Genomic DNA, 18,405 nt, shown 5'->3' with positions numbered 1-18,405 from the left:
GGCGGCCGGGCGGCGGACCGGGAGCGCGTCCCCCGGCCCGCCGCCCGGCGCCCGCGACGGGCGCTCCGGGGGCTGGCGAAGGTCAACACCGCACTGACGTGCGAAAGTGGTAGCCAGCGAAGGGAGCGCGCAACGTGCTGATGGACAGGGTGGCGGAGATTCTCGCCGAGGCGTGCGCCGAGGTGGTGGAGCCGCGGTTCCGCGCGCTGGCAGCCGGCGAGGTCATGGAGAAGGCCCCCGGCGAGGTCGTGACGATCGCCGACCGCGAGGCCGAGGTGATCATCGAACGGCGACTGCGCGAGCTGCTGCCCGTCCCGGTGGTCGGCGAGGAGGCCGTGTCCGCCGATCCGTCGCTCGCGCTGGCCCTCCACACGGAGCCCGCCGCCTGGCTGGTCGACCCGGTCGACGGCACCTCGAACTTCATCGCCGGCCGCCCCGACTACGCCGTGATGGCCTCGCTGGTCCGGTCCGGGCAGACCGTCGCCTCCTGGATCTGGCAGCCGGCCACCGCCACCTGTTACACCGCCGAGCTCGGCTCCGGCGCCTGGCGCAACGGCGAGCGGCTGACCAGGCCCCTTGCGGCCGGCCCGCCGACCGAGTGGCGCGGCTCGCTGAAGAGCCGCTTCCTGGAGCCGGAGCTGCGCCGGACGCTGGAGGCGAACGCCGCGGCCGGCTTCGGCGAGATCACCCCGGGCCGCAACGCGGCCGGGATCGAGTACCCGGACCTCGTCGACGGCGCGCTGGACTTCATCCTCTACTGGCGCACCCTGCCGTGGGACCACGCGCCCGGTTCGCTGCTGGTCACCGAGGCCGGCGGGGTCTCCGCCCGGCTCGACGGCAAGCCCTACCGGCCGGAGGCCCCGGGCGGCGAGGAGGGCCTGCTGGTCGCCGCCGACCCGGAGTGCTGGGAGCGCGCCCGCGCCGTCCTGTTCGGCCAGTAGGGGCCAGGACCTGGCCGGGCCTCCGGGCCGCACGGCCGCCTGGCCGCACCGCCGGCCCGGCCGGCACCGGCTACCAGAGCACCGGGAGCCGCTCCGGCAGGCGCTTGATGAAACCGGGCCGCCACGCCAGCTGCTCGACCGGCAGGGCCAGCCGCAGGCCCGGCAGGCGCTCGACCAGCGCCGTGATCGCGATCTCGGCGTGCGTGCGGCCGAGTGCCGAGGCGGGGCAGAAGTGCCGGCCCGCGCCGAAGGCCAGGTGCGGGTTGTCGACCCGGTCGAAGTCGATCCGCTCCGGGTCCGGGAAGACGGCCGGGTCGTAGTTCGCCCCCTCGACCAGGACCAGCACCAGCTCCCCCGCCTTCACCAGCACCTCACCGACCCGGACGTCCGCCAGCGCGATCCGGGGCAGCGCGTCGCCGATCGACAGGTTGACCCGCAGCAGCTCGTCCACCGCCCGGCCGATCAGCGGGGGCTCCCGGCGCAGCCGCTCGGCCAGCTCGGGCTGCCGGGCCAGGTAGATGACGGCGTGCAGCAGGAACGAGGAGGTGGAGACGGCGCCCGCGCCGAACAGCGAGAGCGCGACGGTGGCCAGCAGCTCGTCGCCGACCCGGTCCGCGGCGTCCGGCGAGCGCCGCAGTTCGGCGAACCGGCCCAGCAGGCCCTCGGTGGGCGCCGGCTCCGCCGCGAGCCGCTCCCGCACGTAGCCGAGGTCCTTGTACCAGTTGGGCGCGGAGCCCTCGAACGGCACCGGGCTGGTGAGGAAGGCGACGTCGATGCCCGCCATCAGCCGCCGCCAGTCCTCGACGGGCAGGCCGAGCAGCCGGCAGTGCAGGGCGGCGGAGTAGGGCTCGGCGAAGCCGTCCCGCAGGTCGGCCGGGGCGCCCTGGCCGATCAGGGCGTCGATCAGCCGGTGCGCCTCGGCCTGCAGCCAGCCGTCCAGCTCCTTGTCCGCGCGCGGCGAGAGGGTCTTCATGACGGCGTTGCGCAGGCCGGCGCCGTTGATCTTGCCCATGTTGTCGACCACCTCGGGCGGGATGGTCAGCGCGTACTGGCGGGGGACGCCGGGGTTGGCGGTGTCCTTGAGGCTGAAGCGCTCGTCCTCCAGCACCTGCTTGGCCAGCGGGTAGCTGCTGACCAGCCAGGCCGGGTCGCCGGTCATGGTGCGGACCGGGGCGACGGGCTGCTCGGCGCGCAGCCGGTTCGCCTCCTCGGGCAGGACGTCGCCCCGGCGGGAGAGCGGGAAGGTGAGGTCGGTCATGGGGGTACTCCCTGGGATCGGGCAGCGGGTACGGGGGCGGCCCCACGAGGGCGGGGCGGGTGTGCGGGCCGGTCGGGGCACGGGCGCGCGGGCGGTCGGCCGGGCGGGGCGGGGCGCGGCGCGGGTACGTGCGGGCGCGGCGCGGGTACGTGCGGGCGCGGCCGGGTCGGGCCGCACGGGTCGGGTCGGGTGCGGTCAGGCCGCGCGGGTCCCGGCGACGGCGCCCGCGGCGGCCGTCGGCGCGGCCGGGCGGACCACCGCGTAGCCCTGGCCGGGCGCCGCCCGCAGACCCTCCGAGCGGCCGAACAGCACCGGGGTGAGCGGGAGTTGGAGGTGGTAGCAGCTCACCGAGGAGGGCACGCCGAGCAGCGCCGGAGTGTCCAGGAAGAACGGCAGCTCGGCGGCTATGTAGCGGAGCCCGGCGGCCAGTTGGGGCTCGTTCGGCGCCAGCCCCTCGTCCAGCCGGGCGGCCAGGAAGCCGCGCGCCATCGCCTCGGCGGCCGCGCCGAAGTCCCGGTCGGCGCGGAGTGCGTCCATGGCCTCCCGGTGCAACCGCCGGTAGACGGGGTGGCCGGCGAACTCGGAGAGCGCGTGCGCCCGGACGGCGTCGCGGTGGCCGGCCTCCTCGACGCCGCGGGCGATCCGGCGGGCGGTGGCCTTGACCTCCTTGGCGGCCCGCCGGTGCGCGTGTTCGGGCGTGTAGCCGAAGGTCTCGTACTGCGCCCCGACATGCAGATCGGCGTGGACGATGTCGATCCGCTCGAAGAACTCCAGCCCCCACCCGATGAGTTCGGCGATTCGGCGGTGACTGAAATAGCTGTTCCCGGGACTGACACCGATGAGCAGGTGCTCACCGCGGCGCCAGATCTCGCGGCAGCGGTCGGAGAACGGAAGGGCCTCGTACCCGGTCGTATCGATGGGTGTGGCACGTTCACCCGGGAGGGTTTCGCGCATGCCTTGCCTCCGCTTCGCAGGAATGGTCACAGGACTGGCTTCAGGTGGTTCACGCGGTTCTACCGGGGATTCACAGAAGTGCATGACGGCAGCCGGAGTTCACCCGGAGTCGGGGGTGGGGTCACCGCATGCTGACGACGCGCGCCTGGTCAGGCGGCCTGCCCCGGGGAGCCGTGTGCTCTTGGTGGGGCGGCGACCACATGAAGTTACCGCCGCCGTTCGGGATCTCCGCAAGCCCTGCCGAGGGGTTGGCGGATTCTGATCACCAGGCGGCCTGAATCAGCCTGTACTCCTCCGGGAAGGTATGTCCACGGAGGCTTTCCGGGGGCGGCCGAATATCCCCCGGACAGCATGGCACGCCAGTGTGTATTCCTCCAACATCCGCCCCCGAAAAAGGCTTTGCCTTTGCCTCGGCAATTCGGCCGGACCCGGGGCCGACCAGCCGGACACCGCGGCCCACCGGTGGGACGCGGCAGCCGGCGGCCCACCGGCCGGCCGCGGCGGTCAGCCGGCCGCGATGTCCCGCCCGGCCCGCACCACCCGGCCCAGCAGGGCGCCGACCTCGGCGGCGGTGGTGTGCGGATTGAGCAGCGTCAGCTTCAGCCGGACCCGCCCGGGGCCCTCGCCCGGGAGTTCGGTCCGGCCGACGACGGCCCGGCCGGTGCGCAGCAGCTCCCGGCGCAGCTCGCCGTTGACCGCGTCCACGGTGGCCGGATCGGCGGCGCCGGCGCCCGGGCGGCCCGGCGGGAGGTAGCGGAACAGCACGGTGGTCAGGACGGGTTCGGCGTACAGCTCCAGCGCCGGCTCCGCCCGGACGGCCTCGGCGGCGTCCAGCGCCAGCCGGTGGCAGGCGTCGACCAATCGGCCGAGCCCGGCGCGGCCGAGGGTGCGCAGCGTGACGGCGATCTTGAAGGCGTCGGCCCGCCGGGTGGTGCGCAGCGAGCGGCCCAACAGGCTGGGGTAGCCGGCCTGTTCGTCGTCGGCCGGGTTGAGGTACTCGGCCCGGCGGGCGAGCGAGACATAGGTCTCGGCGCGGCGGACCAGGAAGACCCCGGCGGCGGCCGGCTGCCAGCCGAGCTTGTGCCAGTCGAGCGAGACGGAGTCGGCGCGGGCGATGCCGTCGAGCAGTGGGGCGAGCCGGTCCGAGAGCAGCGCGCCGCCCCCGTACGCGGCGTCCACGTGCAGCCAGGCGCCGTAGCGGGCGGCGAGGTCGGCGGCGGCGTGCAGCGGGTCGATCGCACCGGTGTCGGTGGTGCCGGCGGTGGCCACCACGGCGATCGGGGTCTGTCCGGCCCAGCTCGCCCCGGCCAGGGCGCTCGCCAGCGCGTCCGGGTCCATCCGCTGGTCGCGGTCGACGGGGACGGGGACGACGGCGCGTTCGCCGAGGCCGAGCAGCGCCGCGGCGCGCTGGACGGAGAAGTGCGCGGCGCGGGAGGCGATGATCCGCGGCTCGACGCCGGCCGGGATCCCCTCCAGCTCGACGATGCCGTCGAGCTTCTGGTCGCGGGCCAGCATCAGGCCCATCAGGTTGGACTCGGTGCCGCCGGAGGTGAGCACCCCGGCCGCGCCGGCCGGGTCGTAGCCGACCAGGGCGGCCAGCTCGGCGATCAGCGCCGTCTCCAGGGCCGTCGCGGCGGGGGCCTGGTCCCAGGAGTCCTGCGAGGGGTTCAACGCGCTGACCGCGAGGTCGGCGGCGGCCGCGACGGCCAGCGGCGGGCAGTGCAGGTGGGCGGCGCAGGCCGGGTCGGCCGGGTCGGCGGCGCCGTGGGCGAGGAGTTCGGTGAGCCGGGCGAGCGCCTGCGGGCCGTGCGCGTCGGCCAGCTCCGCGCGGGCCAGCGCGGCGAGCTCCCCGGGTCGGCCGGCGGGCAGCGGACCGGCCCGGCGGGCGGCTCCGGCGGCCAGCGCGGCCAGCACCTCGGCGACCAGCGGGGCGAGCGCCGCGCCACCGCCGGCGCCACCGGCCAGCGCGTCGGGGGCGGGGGCCGGGGCGGTTCCGGGCACCACGGCGAGGCGGGCGGGCTCCCGGTCGGGGCGGCCGGGCTCGACCGGGGTCGTCACCGTACGCCCGCCGCGGCCGCCGCGATGGCGTCGGCCAGGCGGTCGAGCACGGCGGCGGCCTGCTCGTCGGTGATGGTGAGCGGCGGCAGCAGCCGCAGGACGGCGTCGTGCCGGCCGCCGAGTTCGACGATCAGGCCGCGGGCCAGGCAGGCCTCCCGGACCTTGACGGCGAGCGCGGGCGCGGCCGGGCGGGCCCCGCAGGCGTCCGGTTCGGCGGCCGGGTCGACGAGTTCGACGCCCAGCATCAGCCCCCGCCCGCGCACGTCGCCGATCACCGGCAGCCCACCGGCCAGCGCCCGCAGCCGCTCGACCATCCGGGCGCCGACCAGCTCGGCCCGCGCGGCCAGGCCGTTCGCGGCGACGTACCGCACAGTGGCGGCGCCCGCCGCCATGGCGAGGGTGTTGCCGCGGAAGGTGCCGGTGTGGGCGCCCGGCCGCCAGCGGTCGTACTCCTCGCGGTAGACGACGACGGCGAGCGGCAGGCTGCCGCCGATCGCCTTGGAGAGCACCATGGCGTCCGGGACGATCCCGCTGTGCTCGACCGCCCACATCGCACCGGTGCGGCCGACCCCGGTCTGCACCTCGTCGACGATCAGCGGGATGCCGCGCTCGGCGGTGATCCGGCGCATCGCACGCAGCCAGCCGTCGGGGGCGGGGACGACGCCGCCCTCGCCCTGGACCGCCTCCAGGATCATCGCGGCGGGCCGGACCACCCCGCCCGAGGGGTCGTCCAGCAGCCGCTCGGCGTAGGTCGCGGCGAGCTCGGTGCCGGCCTCGCCGCCGACGCCGAACGGGCAGCGGTAGCCGTACGGGTAGGGCAGCCGGACCACCTCGCCGCCGCCCGGCAGGGGTTCCTTGACGGCGACGTTGCCGGTCAGCGCCAGGGCCCCGGCCGTCATGCCGTGGTAGGCGCCGGTGAAGGCGAGGGCGCCGGAGCGGCCGGTGGCGGTCTGCATCAGCTTGAGCGCCGCCTCGACGGCGTCCGTCCCCGCGGGCCCGCAGAAGTGCATTCGGGCCTGTCGGGCGAACTCCGGCGGCAGGCTCTCGAACAGGGCGGTGGTGAAGTCGTCCTTCTCGGCGGTGGCGAGGTCGAGCAGGTGCAGGGGCGCGCCGCTGTCCAGGGTGCGGCGGATCGCCTCCAGCACCACCGGGTGGTTGTGACCGAGGGCGAGCGTGCCCGCCCCGGAGAGGCAGTCCAGGTAACGACGGCCGTCGGCGCCCTCGACCGTCATGCCGTGGGCGCGCACCGGGACGATCGGGAACGAGCGGGCGTAGGTGCGGGCGGCGGACTCGCGAACGCGCTGGCGGCGCAGGATGGCGTCGCCCGGGGCCTGGGCGGGGACGGCAGCGGGCCCGGTGGCGGGGACGGCGGCGAGCGTCAAGGCGAACTCCAAGAAGTTAGGTAAGCCTAACTTTACTTCCCTGACCTGGCCGGACGGGCTCCGGGAGGCGAGAACCACCCGAGCGGGTGATGCGGAGCCCGCCTCCCCAACGAGTGAACCGCCCACCGGTTACGGCCCGCGCGCTACTCTCGCCCCCATGCCGCCCTCACCCTCCCCCGCCCCCGGCGCCCCCGACCCGGCCGGGCGCGACGCCGAGCACTCCGCCGAACTGGCCCGCACCCGCGCGTTCTTCGCCTCCCGCGCGGCCGGCTGGGACGCCAAGTTCCCCGACGACGGGCCGCGGTACGACGCCGCCGTCGCCACCCTCGGCCTGCGCCCGGGCGGTCGCGTCCTGGACGCCGGCTGCGGCACCGGCCGCGCCCTCCCCCCGCTGCGGGCGGCGGTCGGCCCCGACGGCCTGGTGCTCGGCGTCGACGTCACCCCCGAGATGCTGCGCGAGGCCGGCGCCCACCACCCCGGCACCGCGGCCCTGCTGCTCGCCGACTGCGCCCGCCTCCCGCTCCCGGACGCCGCCCTCGACGCCGTCTTCGCCGCCGGGCTGATCTCCCACCTCGACGATCCGGACCGCGCCCTGCGCGAACTCGCCCGCGTCACCCGCCCCGGCGCCGTGCTGGCCCTCTTCCACCCCGTCGGCCGGGCCGCCCTGGCCGCCCGCCACGGCCGCGCGCTCACCCCCGACGACCTCCGCGCCGAACCCAACCTCCGCCCCCTCCTGACCACCACCGGCTGGCACCTGGACAGGTACACCGACACCGACGACCAGTACCTCGCCCGAGCGGTCAGGACCGCCGGCTAGGTGCCGCCGCCGGGGGCCGGCCCCCGGCGGGCGAGGGCGACGGGCGGATCATGCTCGTCCCGGTGTGACGCCCTTCCGCTCGCCGCCGCCCGTCCAGCGGTAGCAGAGCTCCGGGCGGCCGACGTTGCCGTACTGCGGTTCGCGGGCCGCCAGGCCGGTGTCGACGAGGTGTTCCAGGTAGCGGCGGGCGGTGATCCGGGAGACGCCGGCGGCGGTTCCGGCGGCCGCCGCGGAGATCCCGGTGCGGGCCTCCCGCAGCACGGTGGCGACGGTGTCCAGTGTGGGGGCGCTCAACCCCTTGGGGAGGGCGGTGCGTTCGGGGGTGCGCAGCAGGGCGAGCGCCTGGTCGACCTCGTCCTGGCCGGTGGCCTCGCCGGTGCGGCCCAGGGTGTCGCGGTAGCGGGCGTAGCGCTCCAGCCGGTCGTGCAGCGCGGCCGCGCCGAACGGCTTCAGCAGGTACTGGACCACGCCCGCCGAGACGGCCTGGCGGACCATCGCGAGGTCGCGGGCCGAGGTGACGGCGATGACGTCGGTGGTGTGGCCGGCCGCGCGCAGCGTGCCGCAGAGCTGGAGGCCGTGGCCGTCCGGCAGGTAGAGGTCGAGCAGGGTGAGGTCGACGGGCCGGCCGGCCGCTCGGGCGCGGTCCAGGAAGCGCAGCGCGTCGGCGCAGCTGTGCACCGTCCCGGCGGCGCGGAAGCCGGGCTCGCGCCCGACGTACAGGGTGTGGGCGGCGGCGGCCACCGGGTCGTCCTCGACCACCAGGACGGAGATCTCGGGCCGGTCCGATGGGCTGTTCATGACGCCGCCGTCTCGGGCTGCCGGGGCCGGCGGGCGAGCGGCAGCCGGACGGTGAGCACCGCGCCGCGGTCCCGGCCGACCTCGACCGTGCCGCCGTTGCGCCGGGCGGTCTGGGCGACCAGGGCGAGCCCGAGGCCGTGCCCGTGGCCGTCCTGCTTGGTGCTCCAGCCGCGCCGGAACACGTCGTCCACCGCGCCCGGGTCGATCCCGGCGCCGGTGTCGGCGACCCGCAGCAGCAGGTGGTCGCCGTCGACCCGGGCGGTGACGGTGACCTCGGGCTGGTCCGGGCGCCCGGCGGCGCCGGCGATCGCGGCGTCCACCGCGTTGTCGAGCAGGTTGCCGAGGACGGTGATCAGGTCGCGGGCGGCGAGCCCGGGCGGCAGCACTCCGTCGTCGATCCGGCTGTCCTCGGTGAGCGTCAACTCCACGCCCCGCTCGGCGGCCTGGGCCGCCTTGCCGAGCAGCAGGGCGGCCAGGACCGGCTCGCCGACGGCCGCGACGACGCGGTCGGTCAGCTGCTGGGCGAGTTCGAGTTCGGCGGTGGCGAACTCCACCGCCTGTTCGTGGCGGCCGAGTTCGATCAGTGAGACGACGGCGTGCAGCCGGTTGGCGGCCTCGTGCGCCTGCGCGCCCAGCGCCTCGGTGAAGCTCTTCACGGAGTCCAGCTCGCCGGTGAGCGACTGCAGTTCGGTGTGGTCGCGGAGGGTGACGACCCGGCCGAGGCCGGTGCCGATGGTGGAGGTGTTGAGCACCAGCACCCGCTCGGCGGTGAGGTGGACCTCGTCCCGGACCGGCTCCTGCCCGAGCACGGCGGCCACCAGGGCCGCCGGCAGCCCCAGCCCGTCGATCGGCCGCCGCTCCACCTCCCCGGCCAGCGAAAGGAGTTCGCGGGCCGCGTCGTTGCAGAGCACCACCCGGTGCTTGCGGTCGAGCAGCACCAGCCCCTCCCGCACCGAGTGCAGGGTCGCCTGGTGGTACTCGTAGAGGTGGCTGAGCTCGGCCGGCCCCATGCCGTGGGTGTGCCGCCGCAACCGGGAGTTGGCGAGGTAGGTGCCGAGCCCGCCGAGGGCGAGCGCGGCCACCGCGACGCCGACCAGCGCGAGCAGCGGCCCGCGCAGCTGCGCGGAGATGGACTGCACCGTGATGCCGGCGCTGACCAGCGCGACCACCCGGTGGTCCGCGTCCAGGACCGGGGTGACCACCCGCACCGACGGCCCGAGCGTGCCGGTGTACGTCTCGCTGCGGGTCTCCCCGGCGAGCGCCCAGTCGATGTGCCCGAGGAAGGTCTTGCCGATCTGCTCGGGCAGCGGGTGCGTCCAGCGCATCCCGGCGGTGTCCATCACGGTGATGAAGGAGACCCCGGTGTCCACCCGCACCTGCTCGGCGTAGGGCTGCAGGACGGCGGTCGGGTCCGGCCCGGCGACGGCCGCCCGCACCGACGGGGCGTCGGCCACCGAGCGGGCGACGGCGGTGACCTGGCGGCGGGCGGCGTCCTCCGTGCGGTCGGCGGTGAACAGGTAGGCCAGCACGGCGCCACCGGCCACCACGGCGGCGACGATCACCACCTGGACGACGAAGAGCTGTCCGGCCAGGCTGCGCACCGGCCGGCGCGGCGAGGGGAGGGTGCGCGCGGACATGCCTGACAGTGTGCACCACCGCCGGAACCCGGCCCGGCCCCCGCGGGCCCCGCCCGGTCCGCCGCGGGCCCGGGCGGGGTGTGAACTCTATGAACGCAAACGTGACCTCCGTCACGGCGCGGCCCATAGTCGGAGCGGCCCACCACCCGGGGCCGCCAGGACTGCAGGCGAAGGAGCCGCGGATGTCGATCACTGGAGCAGGGCCACAGGCGGGAGGCAGACGCCGGGACCGCACCCACTACCTCTACCTCGCGGTGATCGTGGCGGTGGTCGCGGGCGTGGTGGTCGGCTTGGCCGCACCGTCGTTCGCGGTGGAGCTGAAGCCGATCGGCACCGGCTTCGTCAATCTGATCAAGATGATGATCAGCCCGGTGATCTTCTGCACCATCGTGCTGGGCATCGGCTCGGTGACCAAGGCGGCGAAGGTCGGCAAGGTCGGCGGACTGGCCCTCGGCTACTTCCTCGCCATGTCGACCGCGGCCCTGGCCATCGGCCTGCTGGTCGGCAACCTGCTGGAGCCCGGCGGCGGGCTGCACCTGACCGCCGCACTGGCCAAGTCCGGTCACGCCCAGGCAGCCGCCGGGGGCGCCCAGTCCACCGCCGACTTCCTGCTCGGGATGATCCCGACCACCATGTTCTCGGCCCTCACCGAGGGCAAGGTGCTGCAGACCCTGCTGGTCGCCCTGCTGGCCGGCTTCGCCCTCCAGGCGATGGGCACCGCCGGGGCGCCGGTGCTGCGCGGGATCGAGCACGTGCAGCGGCTGGTGTTCCGGGTCATGTCGATGATCATGTGGGTGGCGCCGGTCGGCGCCTTCGGGGCGATGGCGGCGGTGGTCGGCGCGACCGGCACGGCAGCCCTGAAGAGCCTCGCCGTGATCATGATCGGCTTCTACCTCACCTGCGGGCTCTTCGTCGTCGTGGTGCTCGGCACGCTGCTGCGGCTGGTCGCCGGGGTGAACGTGTTCACCCTGCTGCGCTACCTCGGCCGCGAGTTCCTGCTGATCCTCTCCACCTCGTCCTCGGAGAGCGCGCTGCCCCGCCTGATCGCCAAGATGGAGCACCTGGGCGTCAGCCGCCCGGTCGTCGGCATCACCGTGCCGACCGGCTACAGCTTCAACCTGGACGGCACCGCGATCTACCTCACGATGGCCTCGATCTTCATCTCCGAGGCGATGGACAAGCCGATGTCGATCGGCGAGCAGCTGTCGCTGCTGGTCTTCATGGTGATCGCCAGCAAGGGCGCGGCCGGGGTCACCGGCGCCGGGCTGGCCACCCTCGCGGGCGGACTGCAGTCGCACAAGCCGGCGCTGGTGGACGGGGTCGGCCTGATCGTCGGCATCGACCGCTTCATGTCCGAGGCCCGGGCACTGACCAACTTCGCGGGCAACGCCGTGGCCACCGTGCTGATCGGGCACTGGACGGGCGAGTTCGACCGCGAGCGGGCCCGGCAGGTGCTGGCGGGCGCGATCCCGTTCGACGAGCGGACGCTGGTGGACACCCACGGCGCGCCCGACGCGCCCGGCACCCCCGAGGTGCGGCCGGACCCGGTCCCCGCGCAGAGCGCCGCCCCGGCGGCCTGAGCCACCGCCACCGAGCCCCCCGGCCCGGCGCCCCGCCCAACCCCCCGAGCGGCGCCGGGCCGGGGATCCGCCCGTCCGCACCCGGTCGCCGCCCGGCGACCGGGTGAACGCCGCCCGGCGAGGTCAGAAATCGTCGGATCCGCTGACCGCCCAGCTCAGACCGCTCGCCGGATCCTCCACCGCGATGTGCAGATGGCGCAGCCCGTCCTCCGGTTCGCACCAGGTGAAGCAGCGCATCCGGGCCACCAGGGCGTTCACCTCGGCGCGGTTCGGCCCGCCCGCGCCGGCCATCGCGCCGAGCGCACGCCACAGCGCCAGCCGGCCCTGTGCCGAGCCGTGCGCCCGGTCCACCACACCGGCCAGCAGCAGCACCGGGTAGGCCAGCGCGAACGGCAGGTACCCCCCGGTGACCCGCCGCCCCGGCGCCACCAGGGCGGCGGCCTGCGGGGCCGGCCCGCGGGCGCAGACCACCTCCACCCAGTCCGCCAGCGCGGCCAGCCCCCGGGTGGCCCGCTGCCCGCGCAGCCGGGTACCGGGCTCGGGCAGCAGGACGGGGCCGAGCCCCTCCCGGGTGGCGGGCAGCGTCAGCAGGGCGCTGCGCGAACCGCCGGCCGGCAGGTAGTCCCGGACCCGCACGCCCTCGCCCCAGCCGGCCGTCTCCCAGGGCTCCAGTTGCAGCGGGACGCCCTCCGGATCGGGCTCGGCCCCGTACGAGAGGTCCTCGCCGATCAGCACCCGGGTGTGCGCGACCAGCCGGCGCACCGGGGCCGGACCGAGCAGCGGGGCCAGCCGCAGCCAGGAGTGCCGGGTCGCCAGTACCTCCCAGAGCGGACCGGCGTCGTGGTCCGCCGTTCCGGCGGCGCTGCCCGGGCCGCCATCGCGGTCGAACAGGCGGACGGCCAACTCGGGCGGCGCGGCGTAGGCGATCAGGTGGCCGAGCGACGCGGTCTCCGCCGCCGCCCGCTGCTCGCCGTCGCGCGCCGCCGCGAGGGCCCGGGCGCGCCGGTAGTGGCCGAGCAGCTCGGACCAGCGGCCGTCCTCGGCCAGGGTGCGGAGCCGGTGTTCCTCGTACGCGATCACGATGGGCAGCGTACGGGCCGGGGCCCCGCAACAGCTGACTTGCCGTCAGTTCGGTGCGTCGGCGGCCCCTCCCCGCCGCCACCGCTGGGCGCACGGCCGCACCTCGGGGCCGGAGCGGCCCCGGGCCGGGTCGCAGCGGCGGGCACGGTCGCGATCGCGATCGCCCGCGCGTTCGACCGGGTTGCGGCCGGGGAGCCCGCCGGCACGCTGCCCCTCGCGCCCCCGACCCCCCTCGTCACCGCGTCCGTGCTCGCGTTCGCCTTCGAGGACCGCCCGGAGCCGGGCCAGCGCCCGGCGCCGGGTGACCGCCAACGTGGAGCGGTGCAGGCCGAGCAGCGCGGCGGCCTCGTCGACGCTGTACCCGTCGAGGTCGACCAGTTGCACCACCCGGGCCTGCTTGGCGGTCAGCCGGCCCAGCAGCCGGAGCACCTCCCAGCGCGCCAGCAGTTCCCCCAGCCCGCCGCCGAGCGGATCGGCGCAGGCCTGCTCGTCGGCCGCCCACTCGGGCGGCGGCACCCGGCGGCGTTCGCGTCGCCACTGGTCCCGGACGAGGTTCGCCATCGTGGTGAACGCGTAGGCGTAGGGCTGCGGATGGCCGAGGAACCGGTCGGGGCCGCGGGCGATCCGCAGATACGCGTCGTGGACGACGTCGTCGGCGGCGGCCCGGCTGCCGGTGAGCCCGACGGCCGCGCGGTGGAGCCGGGGCAGCAGATCCGTGAACACCCGGTTGAACTCGGCCGTGTCGGAGGCGGGTCCGGGATCCGGCTCCCGCCCGCCCCGGCACCCACCACTGGACTCCATGCCGCCCCCTCGGACATCGGCACCCCGGAGGCACGGTTGACGGCCCGGCCGACAACCAGCCTGTGACACAGGTCACATCATAGATTGTCGTCTCACGCTCCGCAGTCATTCGTGTGCAATGAGTCATCGTCCGGGCGTAGACGGGGACTTCCGGCTCCCGACGCCCGGCCGGGGCAGGCACCACGAGCGAGGAGAGAGCACCCATGTCAGGTTGTATCGCCAGGAACATCGCCAAGTTCGGGATGGTGGCCGCGGCCGCCCTCGGCGCGGTCGGCGCCACCACCCTGCCGACGGCCGCCGCGCCGGCCGCCGGCGACCAGTCCATCTCCGCCGGTCCGGGCGCCTCCGCCGAGGCCGTCACCGCCTCCTACCGCTGCACCATCACCGCCGACTACGGCTGGCGCTGGGAGGGCAACTGCCGGGTCTACTCGGGCGAGCTGCGCACCATCACCTACTGCGCCAACGGCACTTCCACCACCGGGCTCTGGATCGGCGCCCGGACGCAGCCGTGGGCGGTCTGGGGCAACTGCCCGGGCTCCAGCTGGACCAGGATCGTGTTCCAGACCCGCGGCTGAACCGTTCCGCGCACCGGCGCGGGGCGCCACCCGTCCGCGGGTGGCGCCCCCGAACCGTTCCGGACGGCCCGTCGCGCCCGGCGGGCCGGCGGGCCGGCGGCCGGGACGGCGTCAGGCCGCGCGGTCGTGCCGCCCCGGCCCGGGGCGCGCGGGCGCCGCCGGGAACTCCTCGATGGTCAGCTCGCCCGCCTCCCGGTGGGCGGCGCGGTCCGGGGCCGGCGGCGAGAGCGCGGCGAAGGCGGCGGCGAGGAAGAGGAAGGACCCGGTCCCGACGGCGAGCGGAAGGACGAACTCCATCGGGCCGGTCCCGTCGAGCCCGGCCCGGGCGGGCACGGCGGCCGTCCGCGCGCAGTGCAGACAGCTGACGGCGAGCCCCATCACCAGGGAGGCGGCCGTCTCGGCCGCCGCGCTGCGGAGGGTGACGACGGCCCAGAGCGAGCCGGTGGCCGCCCCGACCGCGACCAGCACCGAGAGCGCCACCGTGCCCGGGTCGAAGCGCAGGCCGCCGCGGGTCCGCAGGGCCGCCAGGTCGAGGTAGTGCACCGCGGCGATCCCGAGGCCGGTGATCACGCCGCCGGCCAGGAGCGCGGGGCCGCGGCGGCGCCCGCACCCGACGGCGCACACCCCCGGACCGGTGACCAGGACGGCCACCGGCAGGCCGAGCACCGCCGCCGGAACACCGTGGCACGCTTCGGCGCCGTCGGGGGTGAAGCCGGACATCGCCACGACGTCCATCGTCCAGATGCCGGAGCCGATCGCCGCCGCCGCGGTGAGCAGCCGGTTCCGCCGGGCGGCGCCGGTCGCCGCGAGACCGCGCAGGGTGCGGCGCAGGCCGAGCGCCGCGACGGCGCAGGCCACCACGCACGACAGCGCGGGCGTCACCCAGCCGGAGCCGAGCTGGCTCGTCGTGCCCATGGGACCTCCGGTCGAGCGGTCGGGGCCCGGGGCGGTCCCCGCCGCGCCCCGGGCTCCCTGGACCGGGCGGACTCCGCACGGCCGACGGGCGGGTGACCGGTCCGGACGGGCCGATCACCCGTCATATGCCGTCCGCACGTGCGCTTCCGGTCCGGGGTGCGTGGGACGCTATCGGGACCTCGAAAGAAGTCACCCGAAGATATGGAAAGCTGCCCGCACCCTGGGGAGGCTGTGCTCGAATGAGCCGGTCCTGTGCCGCCCCGACCGGCGGTCGGCCGACGAGCCCTCCTACTCGTACTCGGTGCCGCCCTTGCGGGTCAGATAGGCGTCGCCGACCACCTTGGCGATCGCCCGGCCGCCCACCACCGGGCTGTACCGCTCGGCCACCGGACGGACCACCACGCCCTCGCGCACGTGCAGTTCGCGCCCGGAGACCGTCTCGCGCCCCTGGGCCAGCGCCAGCACGCTGTCCGGGTCGAACGGGCCGCGCCACAGCTCGGGCACCACCGACAGCTCACCGCCGAGCAGTTCGGCCGCCGACAGCCAGCGCAGCTGCCCGTCCACCACCGCCGAGACGTCGAACGCCGCGTAGCCGGGCAGCTCGGTGCGGCCGGACTCGCCGTACGTGAGGTCCTGCACACCGGCGCCGAACACCTCGCCGAAGATGCCCACCCGCTCGGCGCCGAGCCGCTCCGCCAGCCGGGCGGCCACCGCCGGTATGCCGTGCGCCCGGACGGCCCGCCAGTAGAGGTTCCGCCCGTCCTCGGCCAGCGCCAGCCCCTGGGCGCCGATGCCCTTCGAGGCCACCTGCACCTCTCCCCCGGCGGCGTGGTAGGTGACGAGGCAGCAACTGCCGTGCAGCTTCTCGGTCAGCACGACCGGCTCGCCGGGCTCGAAGATCCCGGGGAAGCGCTTGAGGTTCTCGATGTCCACCCACGGCAGCAGGTCCGGCGCGCGGACCACCTCGCCGTTCATCGCCGTGGGGATCGGCGGCCGCCACTTCACCACGCCCAGCCGTTCGGCGAAGTCCTCGCCGCGCTCGGCGGCGGCCGCCAGATCGGTGCCGGCCAGCGCACCGGGCCGGCAGACGATGCCCTGCGACAGTTCGCCGCGCAGCCGGACGGCCTTCACCCGGTCGGCGCCGCTCCCGGCCAGCCGCCCGGTCAGGCCCAGCTCCTCGATCAGCGGCGCGGGCAGCACGGCCTGCTCGGGGATGTAGACGGCGTAGTCGCCGGTCCGGTACGCGCCCTTGGCCACCACGGCCCGGTAGAGCCCGACCTGTGCCAGCTCCAGGGCGTCGGCGTTCGGGTGCGCCAGGACGGTCAGCCGCTCGGCGGTGACACGCAGTGTGGACACGGGTGGGCTCCTCCCCTTGGCCCGGCCGGTCGGCCGGCGGTGCGTACGGGCGCGGGTGCGTAGGGGCGCGGGTGCGTACGGGCGGACCGCTGCCCGGCCGGGCGCGCTCACGCCCGGTGAGCACTCTCGCCCCTCGCACTGCTCGCGCGCGGCGGGTTTTCCCGGCCGATGCGGGGATCCCCCGCTAGACGCCCGCCCGCCGCGGAGATGCCGGGCGGCGGGCTCGGCAGGGGCGCGCAGCGGCGTCGGCCCCCTCGCCGAGGGGCCGGCCGACCGCCCGGTTTGAGCCTTCCCACAGCCCCGGCACGAAGCCCGGCGGCACCTGCCTGTGCAATGAGACAGGCACTTTCGGCTCGCATTTGCGGCACTATGATCGGCGTAATGGCCGCACCTGCGGCAGCATCCTCGCGCCCCTTCCGGCGCGCCCAGGAGGGGAATACCGATGAGCATCCGTGCCGTGCGCTCCCGCAGACTCGCCGTCGCCGCCGCAGCGGCCCTCGCCCTCGGCCTCGGGGTCACCGCCTGCGGCAGCGACGGCGGCGACAAGGCCTCCGGGGGCTCGTCCACCGCGGCCCCGGCCGCCGGGGCGTCCGCCCCGGCGCCGACCGGCGCCGCCAAGGTGTCCGGCCCGATCACCGTCTTCGCCGCCGCCTCGCTGAAGGAGACCTTCACCGACCTCGGCAAGACGTTCGAGGCGGCCAACCCGGGCGCCAAGGTCACCTTCAACTTCGGCGGCAGCTCCAGCCTCGCCACCAGCATCAACTCCGGTGCCCCGGCGGACGTGTTCGCCGCCGCCAGCCCCGCGACCATGAAGACGGTCACCGACGCGGGCGGCGCCACCGGTGAGCCGAAGACCTTCGTCAGGAACACGCTCACCATCGCCGTGCCGAAGGGCAACCCCAAGCACGTCGCCGGGTTGAACGACCTCACCGCGCCCGGGGTCAAGGTCGCCCTCTGCGCGAAGGAGGTGCCCTGCGGCGCCGCCGCCCTGACCGCGCTCAAGGCCGCCGGCGTCAACCTGACCCCGGTCACCCTGGAGCAGGACGTCAAGGGCGCGCTCACCAAGGTCGAGCTGGGCGAGGTCGACGCCTCGCTGGTCTACCGGACCGATGTGAAGGCCGATGCTGCGAAGATCGACGGCGTGGACTTCCCCGAGGCCGCCAGGGCCGTGAACGACTACCCGATCGCCGCCCTCGCCAAGGCGCCGAACAAGGACGGCGCCGCCGCCTTCGTCGCCTACATCCAGTCGCCCGAGGCCCAGCAGGTGCTCACCGCGGCGGGCTTCCAGGCACCGTGAGCCGCCGCACCACCGCCGGCTCCGGCCTCCGCGCCGCCTCCGGTGCCGAGCCCCCACGAGCGGGCAGGGCGCACCGGCGGCGGCGGGGGCGGCGCGTCCCGGTCGCGCTGCTGCTCCCGGCCCTGCTCGGGCTGGCGTTCCTGACCCTGCCGCTGGTCGGCCTGCTGGTCCGGGCCCCCTGGAGCGCGCTGCCGGAACAGCTCACCAGTACCGAGGTGTGGGACGCGCTGCGGCTCTCGCTGTTCTGCGCGACGGCGGCCACCGGGGTGTCGCTGGTCCTCGGGGTGCCGCTGGCCTGGGTGCTGGCGCGGACCGAACTGCCCGGCCGCCGGCTGGTCCGCGCGCTGGTCACGCTGCCGCTGGTGCTGCCGCCGGTGGTCGGCGGGGTGGCGCTGCTGCTGGTGCTCGGGCGGCGCGGCATCGTCGGCTCCTGGCTGGACTCCGCCTTCGGGATCACCCTGCCGTTCACCACCACCGGTGTGGTGATCGCCGAGGCGTTCGTCGCGATGCCCTTCCTGGTGATCAGCGTCGAGGGCGCGCTGCGGGCCGCCGACCCGCGCTACGAGGAGGCGGCCGCCACCCTGGGCGCCTCCCGGCTGACCGCCTTCCGCCGGGTCACCCTGCCGCTGATCGCCCCCGGGATCGGGGCCGGCGCGGTGCTGGCCTGGGCCCGGGCGCTCGGCGAGTTCGGCGCGACGATCACCTTCGCCGGCAACTTCCCGGGCCGGACGCAGACCATGCCGCTCGCCGTCTACCTGGCCATGGAGTCGGATCCGGAGGCGGCGATCGCGCTCTCGCTCGTCCTGCTGGTGGTCTCCATCGCCGTCCTGGCGGGCCTGCGCGACCGCTGGCTGTCCACCCCGTGACCGGCGCCCCGGCCGGCGGCCGCGCCGCGCCCTCCGCCCGCGCCCTGCCCACCCGCGCCCTGCCCGCCACCGCCGTGGGCGCCCCGCCGC

Annotated in this window: 16 protein-coding genes; 6 read left to right on the top strand and 10 right to left on the bottom strand. The window is 75.9% G+C overall.

Annotated elements, in window-relative coordinates; genetic code table 11:
- The first annotated feature begins 140 nt into the window (after nucleotides 1-140).
- A complete protein-coding gene (locus ACZ34W_RS15295; RefSeq protein WP_465604285.1) occupies nucleotides 141-941 on the top strand; it encodes an inositol monophosphatase family protein in 801 nt (266 codons plus the stop codon).
- A 70-nt stretch (nucleotides 942-1,011) separates the two neighbouring features.
- On the opposite strand, the gene ACZ34W_RS15290 is transcribed toward ACZ34W_RS15295, so the two are convergent.
- From ACZ34W_RS15290 to ACZ34W_RS15275, 4 genes are all read right to left on the bottom strand, one after another.
- Nucleotides 1,012-2,199: a cytochrome P450 gene (locus ACZ34W_RS15290; protein ID WP_465604203.1), complete on the bottom strand. Its 1,188-nt coding sequence runs from the start codon at nucleotides 2,197-2,199 to the stop codon at nucleotides 1,012-1,014.
- Between the two features lie 195 nt (nucleotides 2,200-2,394).
- Nucleotides 2,395-3,153, bottom strand: coding sequence for a tRNA-dependent cyclodipeptide synthase (locus ACZ34W_RS15285; RefSeq protein ID WP_465604201.1), 759 nt, complete (start codon nucleotides 3,151-3,153; stop codon nucleotides 2,395-2,397).
- Nucleotides 3,154-3,657: 504 nt separating this feature from the next.
- Nucleotides 3,658-5,211, bottom strand: a complete 1,554-nt coding sequence (locus ACZ34W_RS15280) for a pyridoxal phosphate-dependent decarboxylase family protein (protein ID WP_465604199.1) — start codon at nucleotides 5,209-5,211, stop codon at nucleotides 3,658-3,660.
- Complete coding sequence (locus ACZ34W_RS15275) at nucleotides 5,208-6,605, bottom strand: diaminobutyrate--2-oxoglutarate transaminase family protein (protein ID WP_465604197.1); 1,398 nt, start codon at nucleotides 6,603-6,605, stop codon at nucleotides 5,208-5,210. Before ACZ34W_RS15275 ends, ACZ34W_RS15280 begins: the two co-directional genes overlap by 4 nt.
- 145 nt (nucleotides 6,606-6,750) lie before the next feature.
- On the opposite strand from ACZ34W_RS15275, the gene ACZ34W_RS15270 reads away from it, so the two are divergent.
- Nucleotides 6,751-7,410: a class I SAM-dependent methyltransferase gene (locus ACZ34W_RS15270; protein WP_329490518.1), complete on the top strand. Its 660-nt coding sequence runs from the start codon at nucleotides 6,751-6,753 to the stop codon at nucleotides 7,408-7,410.
- Between the two features lie 48 nt (nucleotides 7,411-7,458).
- Here the strand turns inward: ACZ34W_RS15270 and ACZ34W_RS15265 are convergent, their stop codons facing one another.
- Together ACZ34W_RS15265 and ACZ34W_RS15260 are read right to left on the bottom strand one after the other, a co-directional pair.
- Nucleotides 7,459-8,208, bottom strand: coding sequence for a response regulator (locus ACZ34W_RS15265; protein ID WP_465604195.1), 750 nt, complete (start codon nucleotides 8,206-8,208; stop codon nucleotides 7,459-7,461).
- Nucleotides 8,205-9,845 carry a sensor histidine kinase gene (locus tag ACZ34W_RS15260; protein WP_329490516.1) on the bottom strand — a complete coding sequence of 547 codons (1,641 nt, stop codon included), beginning with the start codon at nucleotides 9,843-9,845 and terminating at the stop codon, nucleotides 8,205-8,207. The genes ACZ34W_RS15265 and ACZ34W_RS15260 overlap by 4 nt, the downstream gene beginning before the upstream one ends.
- 182 nt (nucleotides 9,846-10,027) lie before the next feature.
- On the opposite strand from ACZ34W_RS15260, the gene ACZ34W_RS15255 reads away from it, so the two are divergent.
- Nucleotides 10,028-11,425 carry a cation:dicarboxylate symporter family transporter gene (locus ACZ34W_RS15255; RefSeq protein ID WP_465604193.1) on the top strand — a complete coding sequence of 466 codons (1,398 nt, stop codon included), beginning with the start codon at nucleotides 10,028-10,030 and terminating at the stop codon, nucleotides 11,423-11,425.
- 123 nt (nucleotides 11,426-11,548) lie between these two features.
- Here the strand turns inward: ACZ34W_RS15255 and ACZ34W_RS15250 are convergent, their stop codons facing one another.
- Both ACZ34W_RS15250 and ACZ34W_RS15245 read right to left on the bottom strand, forming a co-directional pair.
- Nucleotides 11,549-12,505, bottom strand: coding sequence for a hypothetical protein (locus tag ACZ34W_RS15250; protein WP_329490514.1), 957 nt, complete (start codon nucleotides 12,503-12,505; stop codon nucleotides 11,549-11,551).
- Nucleotides 12,506-12,550: 45 nt separating this feature from the next.
- Nucleotides 12,551-13,306 carry an RNA polymerase sigma factor gene (locus tag ACZ34W_RS15245; RefSeq protein WP_465604190.1) on the bottom strand — a complete coding sequence of 252 codons (756 nt, stop codon included), beginning with the start codon at nucleotides 13,304-13,306 and terminating at the stop codon, nucleotides 12,551-12,553.
- A 203-nt stretch (nucleotides 13,307-13,509) separates the two neighbouring features.
- On the opposite strand from ACZ34W_RS15245, the gene ACZ34W_RS15240 reads away from it, so the two are divergent.
- Nucleotides 13,510-13,881, top strand: coding sequence for a hypothetical protein (locus ACZ34W_RS15240; RefSeq protein ID WP_329490512.1), 372 nt, complete (start codon nucleotides 13,510-13,512; stop codon nucleotides 13,879-13,881).
- 111 nt (nucleotides 13,882-13,992) lie between these two features.
- On the opposite strand, the gene ACZ34W_RS15235 is transcribed toward ACZ34W_RS15240, so the two are convergent.
- Entirely contained in the window at nucleotides 13,993-14,796 is an 804-nt protein-coding gene (locus tag ACZ34W_RS15235; RefSeq protein WP_465604188.1) for an MHYT domain-containing protein, read from the bottom strand.
- A 288-nt stretch (nucleotides 14,797-15,084) separates the two neighbouring features.
- Complete coding sequence (locus ACZ34W_RS15230) at nucleotides 15,085-16,152, bottom strand: RNA ligase (ATP) (protein ID WP_465604186.1); 1,068 nt, start codon at nucleotides 16,150-16,152, stop codon at nucleotides 15,085-15,087.
- 442 nt (nucleotides 16,153-16,594) lie between these two features.
- Between ACZ34W_RS15230 and modA the strand changes: the two genes are divergently transcribed.
- Complete coding sequence (gene modA / locus ACZ34W_RS15225) at nucleotides 16,595-17,449, top strand: molybdate ABC transporter substrate-binding protein (RefSeq protein ID WP_465604184.1); 855 nt, start codon at nucleotides 16,595-16,597, stop codon at nucleotides 17,447-17,449.
- A complete protein-coding gene (locus ACZ34W_RS15220; RefSeq protein ID WP_465604182.1) occupies nucleotides 17,446-18,315 on the top strand; it encodes an ABC transporter permease in 870 nt (289 codons plus the stop codon). The genes modA and ACZ34W_RS15220 overlap by 4 nt, the downstream gene beginning before the upstream one ends.
- Nucleotides 18,316-18,405: the final 90 nt, after the last annotated feature.

This window comes from Kitasatospora sp. NPDC022856, from assembly GCF_055561235.1.
Note: the sequence above shows the minus strand (reverse complement) of the source record. Positions and strands in the feature narration are given on the sequence as shown.